General features: G+C 64.0%; 13 protein-coding genes. 4 read left to right on the top strand and 9 right to left on the bottom strand.

What is annotated here, in order from left to right; genetic code table 11:
* Positions 1-49: 49 nt before the first annotated feature.
* The 5 genes from B2P87_RS02230 to B2P87_RS02210 all read right to left on the bottom strand — a co-directional run bounded on the left by B2P87_RS02230 (position 50) and on the right by B2P87_RS02210 (position 7,153).
* Positions 50-2,710 carry a phosphoenolpyruvate carboxylase gene (locus B2P87_RS02230; protein ID WP_141891932.1) on the bottom strand — a complete coding sequence of 887 codons (2,661 nt, stop codon included), beginning with the start codon at positions 2,708-2,710 and terminating at the stop codon, positions 50-52.
* Positions 2,710-3,681 (bottom strand): 2-hydroxyacid dehydrogenase, encoded by a 972-nt coding sequence (locus B2P87_RS02225; protein WP_141891931.1) that lies wholly within the window; start codon positions 3,679-3,681, stop codon positions 2,710-2,712. The genes B2P87_RS02230 and B2P87_RS02225 overlap by 1 nt, the downstream gene beginning before the upstream one ends.
* 99 nt (positions 3,682-3,780) lie before the next feature.
* Entirely contained in the window at positions 3,781-4,674 is an 894-nt protein-coding gene (sucD, locus tag B2P87_RS02220; RefSeq protein WP_008556966.1) for a succinate--CoA ligase subunit alpha, read from the bottom strand.
* A complete protein-coding gene (locus tag B2P87_RS02215) occupies positions 4,671-5,870 on the bottom strand; it encodes a malate--CoA ligase subunit beta (RefSeq protein WP_058285466.1) in 1,200 nt (399 codons plus the stop codon). Before B2P87_RS02215 ends, sucD begins: the two co-directional genes overlap by 4 nt.
* Positions 5,871-5,902: 32 nt before the next feature.
* The gene (locus tag B2P87_RS02210) at positions 5,903-7,153 is read right to left on the bottom strand and encodes an alanine--glyoxylate aminotransferase family protein (RefSeq protein WP_141891930.1); all 1,251 of its coding nucleotides are present in this window, start codon (positions 7,151-7,153) and stop codon (positions 5,903-5,905) included.
* Positions 7,154-7,451: 298 nt separating this feature from the next.
* Here B2P87_RS02210 and B2P87_RS02205 point away from each other — a divergent pair, with 298 nt between their 5' ends.
* The 3 genes from B2P87_RS02205 to B2P87_RS02195 all read left to right on the top strand — a co-directional run bounded on the left by B2P87_RS02205 (position 7,452) and on the right by B2P87_RS02195 (position 10,574).
* On the top strand, positions 7,452-8,066 hold the full coding sequence (locus B2P87_RS02205; protein WP_141891929.1) for a response regulator transcription factor: 615 nt from the start codon (positions 7,452-7,454) through the stop codon (positions 8,064-8,066).
* 187 nt (positions 8,067-8,253) lie between these two features.
* Positions 8,254-9,231, top strand: a complete 978-nt coding sequence (locus B2P87_RS02200; RefSeq protein ID WP_058285463.1) for an HpcH/HpaI aldolase/citrate lyase family protein — start codon at positions 8,254-8,256, stop codon at positions 9,229-9,231.
* A gap of 80 nt (positions 9,232-9,311) precedes the next feature.
* Complete coding sequence (locus B2P87_RS02195; RefSeq protein ID WP_141891928.1) at positions 9,312-10,574, top strand: glycerate kinase type-2 family protein; 1,263 nt, start codon at positions 9,312-9,314, stop codon at positions 10,572-10,574.
* Between the two features lie 108 nt (positions 10,575-10,682).
* Here the strand turns inward: B2P87_RS02195 and B2P87_RS02190 are convergent, their stop codons facing one another.
* Positions 10,683-11,099, bottom strand: a complete 417-nt coding sequence (locus tag B2P87_RS02190; RefSeq protein ID WP_141891927.1) for a group II truncated hemoglobin — start codon at positions 11,097-11,099, stop codon at positions 10,683-10,685.
* A 30-nt stretch (positions 11,100-11,129) separates the two neighbouring features.
* The gene (tdm, locus tag B2P87_RS02185) at positions 11,130-13,499 is read right to left on the bottom strand and encodes a trimethylamine-oxide aldolase Tdm (RefSeq protein ID WP_141891926.1); all 2,370 of its coding nucleotides are present in this window, start codon (positions 13,497-13,499) and stop codon (positions 11,130-11,132) included.
* Positions 13,500-13,680: 181 nt separating this feature from the next.
* Here tdm and B2P87_RS02180 point away from each other — a divergent pair, with 181 nt between their 5' ends.
* Complete coding sequence (locus B2P87_RS02180) at positions 13,681-14,523, top strand: DMT family transporter (RefSeq protein WP_244940757.1); 843 nt, start codon at positions 13,681-13,683, stop codon at positions 14,521-14,523.
* 137 nt (positions 14,524-14,660) lie between these two features.
* Here B2P87_RS02180 and folD read toward each other — a convergent pair whose 3' ends face one another.
* Together folD and B2P87_RS02170 are read right to left on the bottom strand one after the other, a co-directional pair.
* Positions 14,661-15,563: a bifunctional methylenetetrahydrofolate dehydrogenase/methenyltetrahydrofolate cyclohydrolase FolD gene (folD, locus tag B2P87_RS02175; RefSeq protein WP_141889722.1), complete on the bottom strand. Its 903-nt coding sequence runs from the start codon at positions 15,561-15,563 to the stop codon at positions 14,661-14,663.
* Positions 15,564-15,669: 106 nt separating this feature from the next.
* The gene (locus tag B2P87_RS02170; protein ID WP_058285511.1) at positions 15,670-17,346 is read right to left on the bottom strand and encodes a formate--tetrahydrofolate ligase; all 1,677 of its coding nucleotides are present in this window, start codon (positions 17,344-17,346) and stop codon (positions 15,670-15,672) included.
* Positions 17,347-17,349: the final 3 nt, after the last annotated feature.

The raw sequence follows: 17,349 nt of genomic DNA, 5'->3' as shown, positions 1-17,349 counted from the left end.
GGCGAGGGGCTGGGTGAAAAAGAGGTCTTTGGACATTCGGGGCTCCTGTCTATCCAGTCCAGCCAAGGCCCGCGGCCACGCAGTTCATCGACTGCATCAGCGGGACAGGCACTGTTGAAGGCTTTTCGGCGCGGTTCTCTTGCAGGAGCCGCACTTGGGTCTTGTGGATTTCGCGCAGCATGTTTTCGACGCGGCCAAAGCGGGCGCGCAGCCGCGGGAAGCGCAGTGCCAGGCAGCTGTCACCGGTCAGAAACAGGATCGCGTCGCAGGCCAGCTGATACTCCTTGCGGATGGACCCAAAGATGCGATCCCGGATTTCAGCGTCCTGCACCAGCGTGGCGTAACCGGCGGCAATCTCCATGTCGCTTTGCAGCAGGGTCTTTTCGACCTCATCCACCACCAGGCGGAACAGCGGCGAATTTGCGAACATGTCCTGCAGCACCGCCTCGCCGCGGGCACCACGAAATTTGCGGAAGCTGGCAACCGCAGAGCCGAAACCGTACCAGCCGGTGATCATGTGGCGGTTCTGCGACCAGGCAAAAACCCAGGGGATCGCCCGCAGATCCTCCAGCGAGCCGGCCCCGAAACGGCGGGCAGGGCGCGAACCGATCTTCAGCATCGCCAGCTCCTCCACCGGGCTGGCCTGTTGAAAATAGTCCAGGAAACCGGGCGCGTTCAGCAGGTTGGAATAGGCCGCCTGGGACATGCCTGCGAGTGCCTCGAAGGCGTCATCGAAGTCCGGGTTCACCGGCGGGGTGCCGTCTTGCAACGAATGGCGCAGCACCGAAGAGGCCATCAGCTCCAGCTGGTGCAGGGCGGTGCCGCGGTTGGCGTATTTGGAGCTGACCACCTCGCCCTGTTCGGTAATCCGCATCCGGCCCGCGATGGTGCCCGCAGGCTGGGCGGCAATAGCGCGTTCGGCAGGTGCCCCGCCGCGGGAGACCGAGCCGCCGCGGCCGTGGAAGAACACGGGCTTCATCCGGTGTGCCGCAAGGGTGCGGGTAATCAGGCGTTGCGCCTTCTCCAGCTCCCAGGTTGAGCAGAGGAAACCGCCGTCCTTGTTGCTGTCGGAATAGCCCAGCATCACCTCGATCCGGCTGTCGCTGGATTTCAGAGAGCGGCGCGCGAAGGGCACGTCCAGCAGGCCGTTCAGGATACCGGGCGCGGCGCGCAGGTCGCCAATGGTTTCAAAAAGCGGCACCACCTTGAGCGCGGCCTTCTCGGCGCCGAACCCGGCATAGCGCGCCAGCAGGTAAACCCCTAGCAAGTCATCGGTGGAGCGGGTCATCGACAGGATGAACGGCCCCATCGCCTGCGGGTCCTCCCCTGCCCCTGCATCGCGCATCAGCCGCAGCAGTTTCAGCAGCTCGCCGCTCTGCGGGCTCAGCTCATCCGGTGTCATATAGGGGAGCGAGGCGCTGCCCAATTCTCTGCGCAGGCGCGCCGACCATTCCGGGCTGCCAAACTCAGGCACTTCGCCCGAGCGCGCCCATATCTCCGTCAGTGTCTCCGTGGTCACGGTTGAGTTTTGACGCACGTCCAGCGTCACCGTCCGGAAGCCGAAGACATCAGCCTGCCAGCGGATCGGGCGGACATAGCGGGCCGCCAGGCGGTTGGCGCCGATTTCCTCAAGCGCCGCTTCCACTTCTGTCAGGTCGGTAACGAAATCGCCAAGGTGCTTATAGGCGCCAGTGCCCTCGGCAGCAGTGGCCCTGATCCGCGCCAGGATCGCGGTCAGCGCCTGGCGGAAGACTTCGCCGGGATTGCGGGCGGACAGTGCTGCGGCGCCGGGTGCTGCGGCAATGACCTTCGCCAGCCGGGCAGAGGTGGTTTCCGGCAAGGCAAACACCGCCGCCGAAATGGAAATCCGCTCCGCCGCGGTGGTCAGCGCCTTCTGATAGCGTTCCAGGATCGCTGCGCGGTTCGCGGTCAGGGCTGCTGCCGTGGCCTCCACCGTCACATTCGGATTGCCGTCGCGGTCGCCGCCGATCCAGGAATGGAATTTGAGGCAGGGCGCATCGGCGCTCTCGCCCAGCCTTGGTTCGGCCGCTGCGATGTAGCGTTCAAACAGCTGCGGCACCGCCTCAAACAGGCTGTCGCGGAAGAACTGCAGCCCCCATTGGATTTCATCCTGCAGGCTGGGCCGGTCGCGGCGCAGCTCGCCCGTCATCCACAACAGGTCGATTTCCGAGCGCAGATCCGCCAGCAGGCCCGCCCGCTCGCGCGGGGTCCAGCGCTTGGCCTCCAGCGACACCAGCCCGCGGTATATGCGGCGGTGGATTTCCAGGATGGTGACGCGCTTGGCCTCGGTCGGATGCGCGGTCAGGGTCGGGCCGATGGAAAACTGGCTGGCGACCTCCTGCAACCGTTCGGGCGTTGCCTGCTCCCCGGCCAGATCCAGCGCGCGGGCAAAGCTGCCTTCGACCACTTCGGGCCCGTCCTGGGTTTCGGCCATGCGGCGGTCGCGCATGGCGGCGTTTTCCTCGACGATCTTCAGCAGCTGGAACCAGATATTGAACGCCTGCATATAGGCGGTCGCGGGCTGCCCGCCGGACAAATCCCAAGCGGTTTCGGATACCGCCTTTGCAGCAACCTCCGGCGCGCGCTGGCGCAAAACATCCAGCCACAAGGCGTGGAGCTCATTGCGAAGCCCGGCGGCGTAGCCGGTGTCTTCGACACCCTCATGGGCGGTTTCAGCAGGATCTCCCATCACATCACCCGGTCGCGCGGTTCGCGCCCAGCAAAGAAATCGGTCAGGTTATCCAGCACGCGAAAGCCCATCGCCTCGCGCGCTTCGCGGGTGGCGCTGCCCAGATGCGGCAGCATCACAAGGTTGTCGCAATCCATCAGGTCCGGGTTGATGCGCGGCTCGCCGTCGAACACATCCAATGCGGCGCCGCCGATGGTTTCGAACCACAGGGCGCGGGACAGGGCCAGCTCGTCGATCACCTCGCCGCGGGCCGTATTAATAAGGAAGGCGTCCGGCTTCATCAGGTTCAGCATCCGGGTATTGATCAGATGCCGGTTCGCAGCGCCGCCCGGGCAGTGCAGAGAAACAAAATCGCACTGCGGCATCAGGTCTTCCAGGCTGTCGACCTGGGTGGCGTTGTAGCGGGCGAGGGTATCGGGGGACACGCGGGAGCGGTTCTGCACCACGATCTTCATGCCAAAGCCGTGGTGGGCGCGCCGGGCCATCTCCTGGCCAATGCGGCCAAAGCCGACGATACCCAGCGTCTTGCCGGAAACCTTGGTGCCGACCAGATGGGTCGGGCGCCAGCCGGTCCATGCGCCGGCGCGCAGCTCGCGCTCGCCTTCGCCCGCACGGCGGGCCACCATCAGCAAAAGCGTCATGGCGATATCAGCGGTGCATTCGCTGAGGACATCCGGGGTGTTGGTCACGGTCATGCCGTGGCCGGCCGCACCGTGCATATCAATATGAGAGTAGCCGACACCGTAGTTGGCGAGGATCCGGGCCTGGGGGTTGGCGATATCAAAGGCCTTGGCTGAGATCTTGTCGGTCACGGTCGGCAGCACTGCGTCATAAGATGTCATCGCATCGCGCAGCTCGTCCTCAGTCAGGGGCTTATCGCCCGTGTTCAGCACAGCATCAAACGCCTCGGACAGCTGTGCCTCAACTGCGGCGGGCCAGCGGCGGGTCACCAGAACCTTGGGCTTTGCCATGATATTAACTCCCTGACGTGCTTGTGCTTTGTAAATGCGCTCCACCCCCGCCATTGCCCCAGGCCAGGGGTGGAGCGTTGCGCCTGTCCCGTTGCCGGATCAGGCGGCGTTCTTTTTCATCACGCTTGCGATGGTTTCGCCGATCACGGCGGGGTTTTCGGCAACGGTCACACCGGCCGCCGACAGGATCTCCACCTTCTCGGAAGCGCTCTCGCCAAAGGCCGAGATGATCGCGCCCGCGTGGCCCATGGTGCGGCCCTTGGGTGCGGTCAGACCCGCGACATATGCCACTACCGGCTTGGTCACGTGATCGCGGATGTACTCCGCCGCTTCCGCTTCCTGCGGGCCGCCGATTTCACCGATCATTGCAATGACCTCAGTTTCCGGATCCTTCTCGAACCACTCAAGAATGTCCTTGAAGGAGGAGCCGTTGATCGGGTCGCCGCCGATGCCCACCGAGGTGGAAACCCCCAGCCCCAGCTCTTTCAGCTGCGCCGCAGCCTCATAGCCCAGGGTGCCGGAGCGGCCGATGATGCCCACGGTGCCCGGCAGGTAGATGTGGCCCGGCATGATGCCCAGCAGCGCCTTGCCCGGCGAGATGGTGCCCGCGCAGTTCGGCCCCGTAAGGATCATCCGCTTGTCCTTGGGATAGCGGTACATGTAGCGCTTCACACGGATCATATCCTGGGCCGGGATGCCGTCGGTGATGCAGACGCAGTATTTGATGCCTGCATCCGCCGCTTCCATGATGGAGTCGGCTGCAAACGGCGGCGGCACGAACACCAAAGAGGCATTGGCGCCGGTGGCCTCAACCGCTTCTTTCACGGTGTTGAAGACCGGCACGCCCTCGACGGTCTCGCCGCCCTTGCCCGGCACCACGCCGCCCACGACGTTGGTTCCGTATTCGATCATGTCCTTGGTGTGGAAGCGGGCGATCTTGCCGGTGATGCCTTGAACGATGACTTTGCTGTCGCGATCAAGAAGGATGCTCATTTGACGGCCCTCACACGGGTGTTTTGATCAAGGTCGTTTTTCCACGCGCCGACGGCCCGCTCAGCGGCTTCCATCAGCGAGGATGCGCGGATCAGCGGCAGGCCGCTTTGCGCCAGGATCTTCTGGCCTTCCTCGACGTTGGTGCCGGCAAGGCGGACCACCACGGGCACGTCGACCTGCACCTCCTTCAGCGCCTGAACGACACCTTCGGCCACCCAGTCGCAACGGTTGATGCCGGCAAAGATATTGACCAGAACCGCCTGAACATTGCTGTCGGACATCACCAGGCGGAACGCCTTGGCGACCCGTTCGGGCGTGGCACCGCCGCCGATGTCCAGGAAGTTGGCAGGCTCGCCGCCGGCCAGTTTGATGGTGTCCATAGTCGCCATCGCCAGGCCCGCACCGTTCACGATGCAGCCGATGTTGCCCTCAAGCCCGACGTAAGACAGGCCGCGGTCCGCCGCGCGGGCTTCGCGCGGGTCTTCCTGGGACTTGTCGCGCAGCTCGGCAATCTGCGGGTGGCGGAACAGGGCGTTGTCGTCAAAGGTCATCTTGGCGTCCAGCGCGATGACCCGGTTGTCCGAAGTGACCACCAGCGGGTTGATCTCAACCATGGTGGCGTCCAGTTCGGAGAACGCCTGGTAGCAGCCCTTCAGCGTGCGCACCATCTGCTGCGTCAGCGCCGGTTCAATGCCCAGGGCAAAGGCAATCTCACGCGCCTGGAAATCCTGCAGGCCAACGGCCGGCTCGACGGTTGAGCGCACGATGGACTCGGGCCGCTCGGCAGAGATCTCCTCAATCTCCATGCCGCCTTCGGAAGAGGCAACGATCATCACCCGCTGGCTGGAGCGGTCCAGCACAAAGCCCAGATAAATCTCGCGGGCAATCGGTACTGCACCCTCGACATAGACACGGTAGATGCCTTTGCCCTCGGGGCCGGTCTGGTGGGTCACCAGTTTCTTGCCGAACAGGTTCTCGGTCGCCTCATAGATCTCGGCTTCGGAATTGCACAGCTTGACGCCGCCCGCCTTGCCGCGGCCGCCGGCGTGGACCTGGGCCTTGACGATCCATTTATCGCCGCCCAGCTCCCGCGCGCGATAGGCCGCCTGCTCGGGGCTGTAGGCCAGCGCGCCCGGCGGAACGGTCACGCCGAAGTTGCTCAGAACTTCCTTGGCCTGGTATTCGTGGATATCCATGGTTCTCTCCTCCTCATGGATGCCGGAAAACGTTACTCAGCGGCCTCAAGGGCTGCGGAGTAGTGCCTGTCGAGCAAGGCGTTGACCGCTGCCATGTCGACGTTTGCGCCCATGTCGTTCATCGCCTTGCCGAAACGGTTGACGATGTCGGTGATGGCCGCCGGGGTGATCTGATTCAGGATGCCGATGCGGACCTGGACTGGCTCCGACAGGGTCGGCCAAATGCCAAAGCCCACGGCGCGGCAGTTGCCCACCAGTTCCTTTTCCTTGCCGGCCAGATCGCCGGGCAGGTTCAGAACCACCAGGCTGGTCATGTTGCTGGTCACATCGCAGCCCATGGCGGTGACCGCATCACGCAGTGCTTTCTCGTGGAACGCATAATCGCGGGCCTTCTGGGCGCGGCCATGCTGCAGGGTAATGCGCAGCGCCTCGTGGAAGGCGGCAACCGCATAGCCGGAATGGGTGCGGTGGTAGGTGCCGGCCGCAACATCCTGGCCGTCCACGATGCCCCAGTGGCGGGCTTCCAGGATCGGGTTGTGGACATAGGAATGGCAGCCGTTCTCACGCACGGTCTGGATGTATTTTTCGGTGAAGGACACCGGCGCATAAGTCAGCGGCAAACACAGCACGCCCTTCTGCGGGCAGGAGGCCCAGCCGGCAACGCCCGGGTAATCGTCGATCGAAAAGTCTTCGATGCCCAGCGAGGACACCGCGTCGATCAGGCCCATCACGCCGTGCTTGACGCAAGCGTCCGAAAAGCCTTTCAGGTCGTTAATGCGGCCGGAGCCGGTTTCCCAATGCGCCATGAACGCCCACTTTGGTTTCTTCTCACCCAGCACCTGCTCCACCAGCTTGCCGGATACCGACTCGCCATGCGGCACGTCGACCACGGTGACGGAGGCAGGCTGCGGGTTCATCGGATTGGCAGCCAGCTCCTCGCGGGTGGCGGCCTTCATCCGGATGGTCATTGCGTCGATGCCAGAGAAGGTGCCATTCTGGAAGGCAACCACGGTGTCGCCCGGCAGGATCGCGTTCAGCATACAATCCAGGCCGGAGAAGCCGGTGCCGCCAACCCCGTAGGTGTAGGTGTTGGAAGTGCCCCACAGGCCGCGCAGCATCTGCTTGCACTCGATCATGCCGCGCAGCACGTCCGCCTGCATGTGGTCAGCCAGGCCGGTGTTGGCAAAGGCCTGCAGCACGCGGGGGTCGGTATTGCCCGGGCCAGGGCCGGCGGCCAGGGTCTCCGGGATTTCCAGGCTGGGGAAGATCGTGGGTTCTGTCATCGGGTCAAACCTCTGTTGGTGTGCGGTTGCCGATGCGCCGGAGGTCACGGGCCTTCTTCGCTGCGGGAAGGTTTGTTTCCTGACGGTCAACATCTGTTAACGCAAGGAAACCCTAGGTCGACAAAACCCGCAACATTCCTATATCCTGCTTTTGGGTATCTAAATGGGGGGCAAGTTACCTACCCAAACTGGTAAAAATACCGTTGCATACCAAAACTGACCCTACCCATTAGGGTAGTATTTGACAAAAAGGCACCAAATGGCTCCGATAAGCGACAAAGTTTCCCCTATTTCGGTCATGCTTGCTGACGCAAACCCGCTGGTGCTGTCGGCCATGTCCGAGATCTTCGAAAGGGACCCCCGATTCTCGCTGGTCGCCACCTCCGCCACCGCCGAAGGTTTCCTCGGAACCGTGATGCGGGTGCCGGTCCAGGTCGGGATCATCGACTGGAACCTGCCCGCCCTTGGCGGTGCCAAGCTGATCGAGGTGCTGCGCGACCAGGCCAACGCGCCGCGGCTGGTGGTCTATGCCGACGACAGCGGCGACGTGCCGCGCAAGGCGATGAGCGCAGGCGCGGCCGGCTTTGCCCCGCGCTCCAGCGCTGTCGAGGGGCTGCTCGACACTTGCCTGGCCGTGGCGGCGGGCAAGATGGTATTCCCCTTCCTGGACGTCCGCGGGCTGCAGACCGATCCGATCGAACAGCTGTCGCGCCGCGAGCGCACGATGCTGGAGGCGCTGTCCAAGGGGCTCACCAACAAGGAGCTTAGCAAGGAGCTGGAGATTTCCACCAACACGGTGAAGTTCCACCTGTCGAACCTCTACGAAAAACTCTCGGTCAAGAACCGCGCCCAGGCGATTGCGTTCTACTACGCCAACCGCGCCGCCCGGGGCGATTTCAGCCTGGAGGAATAGCCCCGGTTCGCCGCCCCGCGCCTCGCACGCGGGTGCGCACACGCGTACGCACGCGAGGGCGCGACGCGCGGGCGCGCTCCCGCGCGAATGTATTTAAATGAAAACTTTTTTCTTGACAGGAAACGTCCTCATGAGGAATGCCTAGAGAGGAGAGGACGAAACCCCATTGCGAATGAGGAGCGCACCCATGTCGTTTCATACCGTCGAACAGGCCCCCGGCCGCCTGAACCGCAGCGAGCTGGCAATCCCCGGATCCCAGCCGCAGATGTTTGAAAAAGCAGCACAATCTGACGTCGACGTGATCTTTCTGGATCTCGAAGACGCGGTTGCGCCGGACGAAAAAGACCAGGCCCGCAAGAACATCATCAAGGCCCTGAACGAGATCGACTGGGGCAAGAAATCCATGTCGGTGCGAATCAACGGCCTCGACACCCACTACATGTACCGCGATGTGGTCGATGTGGTTGAACAGGCAGGCGAACGCCTCGATCTGATCATGGTCCCCAAGGTGGGCACCGCGGCGGATGTTTACGCCGTCGACATGCTGGTCACCCAGATCGAAGATGCCAAGGGCTACAAGAAGCGGATCGGCTTCGAGCACATCATCGAGACCGCGCTTGGCATGCAGAACGTGAGTGAAATTGCCGCAGCCTCCAAGCGCAATGAATCGCTGCATTTCGGTGTCGCCGACTATGCCGCTTCGACCCGCGCCCGCACCACTATCATCGGCGGTGTGAACCCGGATTACGCGGTGCTGACCGACCCGGCGGCAGACGGCTCGCGCGATGTGCACTGGGGCGACATGTGGCACTACGCGCTGGCCCGCATGGTGGTTGCCGCGCGCGCCAACGGGTTGCGGCCGATCGACGGCCCGTTCGGCGACTTCCAGGACAAGGAAGGCTACAAGGCCGCCGCCAAACGCGCCGCGGTGCTGGGCTGTGAAGGCAAATGGGCGATCCACCCGAGCCAGATCGAGCTGGCCAACGAAGTGATGTCGCCGTCGGACGCGGAAATCACCAAGGCCCACCGCATTCTGGAAGCCATGGCCGAGGCTGAAGCCGCCGGCAAGGGCGCGGTATCGCTGGACGGCCGCCTGATTGACTACGCCTCAATCCGTCAGGCAGAAGTGCTGGTGGAGAAGGCCAAGCAGATCGCCGGCAATTAAGCCGCCGTTCTGCTTCAAGACCTTGCGCCGTCCTGGCTTGAGCCGGGGCGGCTGAACTCGACTATACTTGGGAGATCCGGATGACCGAGTTGCTGACCACCGCCAGGGCCCTGTTCCAGGCCGCTGTCGACCGCGCAGACCCGGCCAAGGCCCTGCGTGCGCAGCTAGAGTTGTCACCGCTCTCCCCCCTGCCCGAAGGCGGCAGAAACGTGCTGCTGGCCGTGGGCAAAGCCGCCATCCCGATGATGCGGGAGGCACTCGCGCTGATCCCGGATGCAGCCCAGGCATTGGCAATCACAAACCCTGAAAATTACACGGAAATTCCTGGCGCCACGGTGATTTGCGGCGCCCATCCGGTGCCGGATGAAGCCAGCGCCGCCGCCGGTCAGGCGGCTATTGAACTGGCGCATTTGCTCGGCCCCGATGACCGGCTGATCGCGCTGATTTCCGGCGGCGGTTCCGCCCTGATGGTGGCCCCCGCCCCCGGTCTGACACTGGCGGACAAGGCTGCGGTGAACCAGCTGCTGCTCGCCTCGGGCCTTGAGATCAACGAGATGAACCTGATTCGCCAGCAGCTGTCGGGCATTAAGGGCGGCGGATTGCTGCGCCATGCCGCGCCTGCTCAGGTGCAAGCCTTCATCCTATCTGACGTGATCGGAGACGACCTGCGCGCCATCGCCTCCGGCCCCACTGTGGCACCGATCGGCACCCGCGCTCAGGCACGGGAGATCCTGCAGCGCGCCGGCATCTGGGACAATGCGCCAGCGGCCGTCAGAACGCAGCTCAGCACGGCTGAAGAGGTCCGGGACGTCCCGCCCCCGGCCAGCAACACATTGATCGGCTCCAACCGCCACAGCCTGAAGGCGATGATGGCCGCGGCGGCAGAGGTTTGGACCTGCAAGCTGGTCTCCCACCGCTTGGTGGGTGACGTGGCAGAGGCTGCTGAAACTGTCGTCACTGCTGCGCAAAATGCCCCCAAAAACAAACCCGTCGCGCTCATCTTCGGCGGCGAAACCACCGTGCAGCTCCGCGGCAGCGGCCTCGGCGGGCGCAACCAGGAACTCGCTCTGCGCGTCGCCAAACTGGGCGCGGAACGGCTCAGCGGCGACTGGCTGTTCCTGTCCGGCGGCACTGACGGGCGCGACGGGCCGACAGATGCCGCCGGCGGTATCGCGACCCCGGCCACCTGGGACGCCATCAAGGCCGCAGGCCTGGACCCGGAGGCGCTGCTTGCCAACAACGACAGCTACGCCGCCCTCAAAGCCGCGGACGCGCTGCTGATCACCGGCGGAACCGGCACCAATGTGGCCGATGTGCAAGTTTTCCTGAAACGTCCAGGCTGATCAGAGCACCCGCTCTTTCATCTTTCTGAAAATACTCCCGTCCCGCCGCCCGGCAGGCGGCTTTGCCGCCGAAAGGGGCGGCTCCTGCGGCGGCAACAGACGATGCGCTCAAGCCGTGGCGCGCTTCTCGCCCCACTCGGCCAGATCGTTCACCAGCATCATCGCCACCCGCCGGAACACCTGGCGCAGCCGCTCCACATGCGGCCCCTCCAGTTTCAGCTCGGCCAGCGCCTGATCCATGCACTTCAGCCAGTTCTCGGCGTCTTCTTCGGTGATCGGCACATGGGCATGCATCAGCTTCACATCCATATGCCCGTGCTTTTCCTCGTAGTACCGGCGCCCGCCCATGAAACCGGACAGGAAATTGAACTGCTCGATCCGGGCATGATCCATCCCATGCCCGCGCTTGTGCAGCTTGACGATCTGCGCGCCGGCCTCGGTTTCCTCGACAATATCGTAGAACCGCTCGACCAGCGCACGCAGCATCTCTTCGCCGCCAATCTGCTCAATCAGCTTCTGAGCCATTTAACCTCCCAGCCCCGCAAACGGCCGGCCTCAGGATTGAGGCCGGGTCTTCTTGGGGTCGTAATGCGCAAAGGGTACGATTTTGGCCGGCAGCCGTTTTTGATGCCCGTCAAGCTTGCCGATTTCAACTTCAGTCCCAACCTCGGAACAAGACACGTCCACCCGCGCCAGCGCGATGTTCTTGCCCAAGAGCGGCGAGCGCATGGACGAGGTCACCTCCCCGATTTGCGCGCGCCCGATATGGACGCAGTCGCCATGGCCAACATCAATCGCCGAGTCGATGTCCAGCCCCACCAGCTTGCGCGCCGGAGTGGTCTTGCGCCGGATCAGCGCATCGCGGCCGATGAAGTCATCTTCTTTCGACTTCAGCGGCACGGTGAACCCGATGCCCGCTTCAAACGGGTCGGTCTGATCGCTGAAGTCGTAGCCGGCAAAGATCAGCCCGGCCTCGATCCGCACCATGTCCAGCGCCTCCAGCCCCATCGGGCGGATGCCGTGGTCCTGCCCTGCCGCCCAGACCGCATCAAACACTTCGCTCGCGTGCTTCGGGTGGCAGAAGATCTCGTACCCCAATTCGCCGGTGTACCCGGTCCGCGATACCACCACCGGCACGCCCTGATCATCACCAATCCGCGCGGGCGTGAAGCGGAACCAGCCCAGTTCCTCCAGCGCCGGATTGTGCGGTGCGGTCCAGATGATCTTCTTCAGCAAATCCCGGCTTTCCGGGCCTTGCACCGCGATATTGTGCTGCATATCGGTCGAAGACCGGATCAGCACGTTCAGACCCAGCTTCTCCGCCTGCTCGCGGATCCATTCCCCGCCATAATCCGAGCCGCCGATCCAGCGGAAGTTGTCCTTGCCCAGGCGGAACACAGTGCCGTCGTCGATCATGCCGCCATGCGGGTAGCACATCGCGGTATAGACCACCTGCCCCACCGCCAGCTTCTTGATATTGCGGGTGAAAATATACTGGCAGAGCGCCTCCGCATCCGGACCGGTGATCTCGAACTTGCGCAGGGCGGACAGGTCCAGCACCACGCATTTCTCGCGGCAGGCCCAGTATTCCTCCAGCGGCCCGGAACTGGCATAGCAGTTGGCCAGCCAGAACCCGTTATACTCGACGAAATTGCGGGTCAGCTTGCTGAGACGGTCGTGGAAACCGGTTTCCTTGGTCATCTTGGGCTCCGATTCAGGGGTCGCGCGGAACGCAATCGCCCGCTTGAAACTCTCTTGTCCGCTGTAGGTGCGGACGTGAATGTCGGTGGGGTTCCAGCCATTGGCGGCGCTGGTGTCATCCGGGCAGGCAGAGCTGACACAGACCAGATCGGTCAGCGCCCGCAGCAGCACATAGTCGCCGGGCCGGGTCCAGGGCTCATCGGCATACATCACGCCATGCTCATCCAGCCCGGTGTTGAAGAAGAAGTTGATCGCCATCCACCCCGCGCGCGGTGTCACCCCATGCTGGGCCAGCGTCGCGTTGAAGTTATCCGAGCAGTTCACATGGCCCGGATAGCCGATGTCATCGTAATATTTTGCTGCGCAGGCCAGGGCAAAGGCATCATGCCGCCCCACCGTGTCCTGCACCACTTCGACCAGCGGCAGCATGTCCTGATCATAATATTTCGCATGCAGTCCGGGCATCGGATAGGCATGGCCCATCAGCGTCCGGGTGGTGGTCACATCCAGCGCGTGCTCCACGCCCTTGTCCAGTTTGCGGGCGGCAAAACACTGAAAGTCGGTGCACTGGCGGCCATCCACGTCAATGATCTGGATGTAGTCGCCGGCCTTCACGAAATAGCTTTCCGCGGTGGCGCTGTGCACCCGCACCTCATTGACCGGCTCGGCCAGCGGGTCCGGCAGTTCAAACCGCGCCACCTGCTTGATCACCGCCCGCTTGACCATAACCGTCAGGGAGGTGGCCGTATCCTGCTTCTCAAAATCCATGATCCCGCCAGGGGCCGCAACGATCACGACGCCGTCGCGCTGCGCGGTAAAGCTCTCCTCCGTCTTGGCAGGCGTCGCCGCATCAAACAACCGGACCGCGCCGCCCTGCGCCAAGTCGATGCCGCGCGCTTCCATCCCCATGCGCAAACCGCGCAAGGACTGGTCCGAGGAGGTCAGCAGCGCCTTCAGCCCGCTTGCATCGCTATTGGGCGCCGCGCCGATGATCCCCGCGTCGATGCGCCCCTTGTCCTCTGCGGCAATGATCTCGCAGGGCTGGCCGCCTTCGTCATTGATCACAGTCACCCTGTCGCCGGTTTCCAACCGGATCAGGATCGCGCCGCAGCCCTCGACCACGTAGCGCTCGGTTCCTTTCGGCAGCGAAAACACCGACGGCTGATACAGTCCCGAAGGCTTCGGCGGCCCTTTCACGACATCAGGGAAGCTCATGTCATTCATCGCGCATCTCCTGCTGAACTCCGGCCAGAAATTGCACAGCCGGAATATTTATTTATTGAAAAGAATATTGCCTTCCGCCACTCTAATCAACAAACATGTTGATTTTCAGCGGAAAAACGGAAAATGCCCGGGATGCGTCATTTTCCTCGGGGTGAATGCCGCAAACGAAAGGATAACCGCCATGCACGCGCTGCTCCTTGGCCTTGCCGCGGCCCTTGCCTGGGGCATACATGACCTTTGCGTGCGGTTTGTCTCACAAAGAACCGGTATCCTGCCTGCCATGCTGACCGTTTTTGCCAGCGGGGCGATTCTGGTAGCCGCCGCAGCTTTTGCCTTTGGCAATTGGCAAGCGATGACCCTGCCGGCGGCCCGGCTGGCAGGGCTGTCCGGCGCGATCTTTGCCCTGGCGTCCTATGCGCTCTACCGCGCCTTTGCGCTGGGGCCGGTTAAGCTGGTGGCGCCGCTGATCGGCGCCTACCCTGTGCTGTCGCTCGGCATGGCAATGCTGCAGGGCCAGCCGGTTGGCCCGGGCCACTGGCTCGCCGTCGCGGCAGTGGTTGGCGGGGTCGGCTGCATCGCGGTTTTCGCCACAGAAGACGACGGAAGCCCGGCCAGCCTGCAGGCGGCGGCCTGGGGGCTGGCCGGCGCCATCGGCTTCGCCCTCACCTTTGCCACAGGCCAGGCCGCCACCCAGGCAGGCGCGGAACTGCCGGTTCTGATCGTGACCCGCACCGCCGCCATCCTGATCTTGCTGGGCTTGGCGCTCGCCGCCCGGGCGGTTCAAATGCCTGCCCGCAAGATGCTGCCGCTCCTGTGCCTGATGGGCGCGCTGGACGCATTTGCGCTCGGGCTGGTGTTGTACTCCGGCACCCTGCCCCGGCCTGAATTTGCCTCGGTCGGCGCGTCCTTGTTCGGCCTGGTCACCGTGGTTCTGGCCTGGCTCGTGCTGCGCGAAAGCATGAACCGCGCACAGTGGATCAGTGTTGCCGTCACCTTCGGCGGCATCGCCTACCTGGGCTTCTGACCCCCAGCTCATTCATCTTTCAAAAAGGGGCTCCGCCCGTTCCCGGGCGAAACGCTCACCCCTTCATCTTTCAAAAAATACTCCCGCCGGAGGCGTCCGGCGGGAGCGGTTTTGTTCTAACCTTGGCGGTCTGCGCGTCAGGCGGTCAGCCCTTCCGGCTCCGCGAGGTTGCTGGCGCGGCAGGCGGCGGTCACGGTGTTGGCCAGGAGACACGCGATGGTCATCGGGCCGACGCCGCCCGGCACCGGGGTGATGGCGCCCGCGCGCTCCGCGGCCGAGGCGTAATCCACATCGCCCACCAGACGGGTCTTGCCCTCACCCTTCTCCGGCGCATCGATGCGGTTGATGCCGACGTCGATCACCGTCGCGCCCTCCTTGATCCAATCGCCCGGCACCATCTCCGGACGGCCCACGGCCGCCACCACGATGTCGGCGCGGCGCACCACATCCGGCAGATCCTTGGTGCGCGAATGCGCAATCGTCACGGTGCAGCTGTCGCCCAGCAGAAGCTGCGCCATCGGCTTGCCGACGATGTTGGAGCGGCCAATGACAACCGCATCCAGGCCAGACAGGCTGCCGTGGTGCGCGCGCAGCATCATCAGGCAGCCCAGCGGCGTGCAGGGCACCATCGACTTCTGGCCGGTGCCCAGAAGGCCCACGTTGGAGATGTGGAAGCCGTCGACATCCTTCTCCGGCGCGATCGAATTGATCACCAGATCCTCGTCCAGATGCTTCGGCAGCGGCAGCTGCACCAGGATGCCATGCACCTTCGGATCGTTGTTCAGCTGATCGATCAGCGCCAGCAGGTCGGCCTCCGGGGTGTCCGCGTCCAGCTTGTGCTCGAACGAGTTCATCCCCACCTCGACGGTGCTCTTGCCCTTGGAGCGGACATAGACCTGGGAGGCCGGGTCCTCGCCCACCAGCACCACCGCCAGGCCGGGGGTGATGCCATGCTCCTCTTTCAGCCGCGCCACATGCTCCGCCACCTGGCCGCGCACCTTGGCCGCAAAGGCCTTGCCGTCAATCACTGTTGCTGCCATTGCTCTCTTCCTTTCCGCCGGGGGGCCGCCCCCGGATCCGGTCCCGTCATCTCAAAGCTTCAGCGGCCCGGGTGTCCCCGGGCCGCTGCATTCCGTCTGTGCCGGCTCAGAACAGGCCTTCGATCTGGCCGTCCGCATTCAGGCGGATGGTCTCCGCCGCCGGGGTGCGCGGCAGGCCCGGCATCGTCATGATCTCGCCGCAGACCACCACGATGAAGCCCGCACCGGCCGAAAGCCGCACTTCGCGCACCGGCACCGAATGGCCCACGGGCGCGCCGCGGCGGTTCGGGTCGGTGGTGAAGGAGTACTGGGTTTTTGCCATACAGACCGGCAGGTTGCCATAGCCCGCCTCTTCCCATTCCTTCAGCTGATTGCGGATCTTCTGATCGGCCAGCACCTCGTCGGCGCGGTAGATGCGCTTGGCGATGGTCTCGATCTTCTCAAACAGCGGCATGGCGTCCGGGTAGATCGGCGAGAAGTTCGCCTTGCCGGAGTCGGCCAGCTCAACCACCTTCTGCGCCAGATCGGCAGAGCCTTCGGAGCCCAGCTCCCAGTGGCGCGACAGCACCGCTTCGACGCCATGGCTGCCGCAGTAGTCCTTCACCGCCTGCACCTCGGCCTCGGTGTCGGTCACGAAGTGGTTGATCGCAACCACCACCGGCACGCCGAAGGATTTGACGTTTTCGATGTGGCGGCCGAGGTTGGCGCAGCCCTTGTTGACCGCATCGACGTTTTCCGCGCCCAGGTCCGCCTTGGCGATGCCGCCGTTCATCTTCATCGCCCGCACGGTGGCCACGACCACCACCGCCGACGGCGCGATGCCCGCCTTGCGGCACTTGATGTTCATGAACTTCTCGGCGCCGAGGTCGGCCCCGAAACCCGCCTCGGTGACCACGTAGTCGGCCACTTTCAGGGCGGTCTTGGTGGCGATGACCGAGTTGCAGCCATGCGCGATGTTGGCAAACGGGCCGCCGTGCACGAAGGCCGGGTTGTTTTCCAGGGTCTGCACCAGGTTCGGCTGCATCGCGTCCTTCAGAAGCACGGTCATCGCGCCCTCGGCCTTGATGTCGCGGCAGTAGACCGGGGTCCGGTCGCGGCGGTAGGCCACGATGATGTCGCCCAGGCGCTGTTCCAGGTCCTTGAGGTCATTGGCCAGGCACAGGATCGCCATCACTTCCGAGGCCACGGTGATGTCAAAGCCGGTCTCGCGCGGGAAGCCGTTGGAGACGCCGCCGAGCGAGGCGGTGATCTGGCGCAGCGCCCGGTCGTTCATGTCGACCACCCGGCGCCAGGCGACGCGGCGCACGTCGATCTCGCACTCGTTGCCCCAGTAGATGTGGTTGTCGATCATGGCTGACAGCAGCGAATGCGCCGAGGTGATGGCGTGGAAGTCGCCGGTGAAATGGAGGTTCATCTCCTCCATCGGCACCACCTGGGCATAGCCGCCGCCCGCAGCGCCGCCCTTCATGCCGAAGTTCGGCCCCAGCGAGGCTTCGCGGATACAGATCATCGCGTTTTTGCCGATCCGGTTCAGCCCGTCGCCCAGGCCCACGGTGGTGGTGGTCTTGCCTTCGCCCGCAGGCGTCGGGTTGATCGCGGTCACCAGGATCAGCTTGCCGTCTTCGCGGTCCTGCACCGAGTTGATGAACCGCTGGCTCACCTTCGCCTTGTCGTGGCCGTAGGGCAGCAGATCGTCATTGGAAATCCCGATCTTCGCACCAATCTCCTGGATCGGCTTCTTCTGCGCGTCCCGCGCGATCTCAATGTCACTCTTGTAGCTCATGGC

Source organism: Leisingera sp. UBA4491 (assembly GCF_002388965.1).
In the GTDB taxonomy this organism is placed as follows: Bacteria; Pseudomonadota; Alphaproteobacteria; order Rhodobacterales; family Rhodobacteraceae; genus Leisingera; species Leisingera aquaemixtae.
Note: the sequence above shows the minus strand (reverse complement) of the source record. Positions and strands in the feature narration are given on the sequence as shown.

What these genes read in the sequence shown, in the direction of transcription:
- B2P87_RS02230 (WP_141891932.1), bottom strand. Translation starts at nt 2,710, where the DNA reads ATGGGAGATCCTGCTGAAACCGCCCATGAGGGTGTCGAAGACACCGGC.
- B2P87_RS02225 (WP_141891931.1), bottom strand. Translation starts at nt 3,681, where the DNA reads ATGGCAAAGCCCAAGGTTCTGGTGACCCGCCGCTGGCCCGCCGCAGTT.
- sucD (WP_008556966.1), bottom strand. Translation starts at nt 4,674, where the DNA reads ATGAGCATCCTTCTTGATCGCGACAGCAAAGTCATCGTTCAAGGCATC.
- B2P87_RS02215 (WP_058285466.1), bottom strand. Translation starts at nt 5,870, where the DNA reads ATGGATATCCACGAATACCAGGCCAAGGAAGTTCTGAGCAACTTCGGC.
- B2P87_RS02210 (WP_141891930.1), bottom strand. Translation starts at nt 7,153, where the DNA reads ATGACAGAACCCACGATCTTCCCCAGCCTGGAAATCCCGGAGACCCTG.
- B2P87_RS02205 (WP_141891929.1), top strand. Translation starts at nt 7,452, where the DNA reads ATGCTTGCTGACGCAAACCCGCTGGTGCTGTCGGCCATGTCCGAGATC.
- B2P87_RS02200 (WP_058285463.1), top strand. Translation starts at nt 8,254, where the DNA reads ATGTCGTTTCATACCGTCGAACAGGCCCCCGGCCGCCTGAACCGCAGC.
- B2P87_RS02195 (WP_141891928.1), top strand. Translation starts at nt 9,312, where the DNA reads ATGACCGAGTTGCTGACCACCGCCAGGGCCCTGTTCCAGGCCGCTGTC.
- B2P87_RS02190 (WP_141891927.1), bottom strand. Translation starts at nt 11,099, where the DNA reads ATGGCTCAGAAGCTGATTGAGCAGATTGGCGGCGAAGAGATGCTGCGT.
- tdm (WP_141891926.1), bottom strand. Translation starts at nt 13,499, where the DNA reads ATGAATGACATGAGCTTCCCTGATGTCGTGAAAGGGCCGCCGAAGCCT.
- B2P87_RS02180 (WP_244940757.1), top strand. Translation starts at nt 13,681, where the DNA reads ATGCACGCGCTGCTCCTTGGCCTTGCCGCGGCCCTTGCCTGGGGCATA.
- folD (WP_141889722.1), bottom strand. Translation starts at nt 15,563, where the DNA reads ATGGCAGCAACAGTGATTGACGGCAAGGCCTTTGCGGCCAAGGTGCGC.
- B2P87_RS02170 (WP_058285511.1), bottom strand. Translation starts at nt 17,346, where the DNA reads ATGAGCTACAAGAGTGACATTGAGATCGCGCGGGACGCGCAGAAGAAG.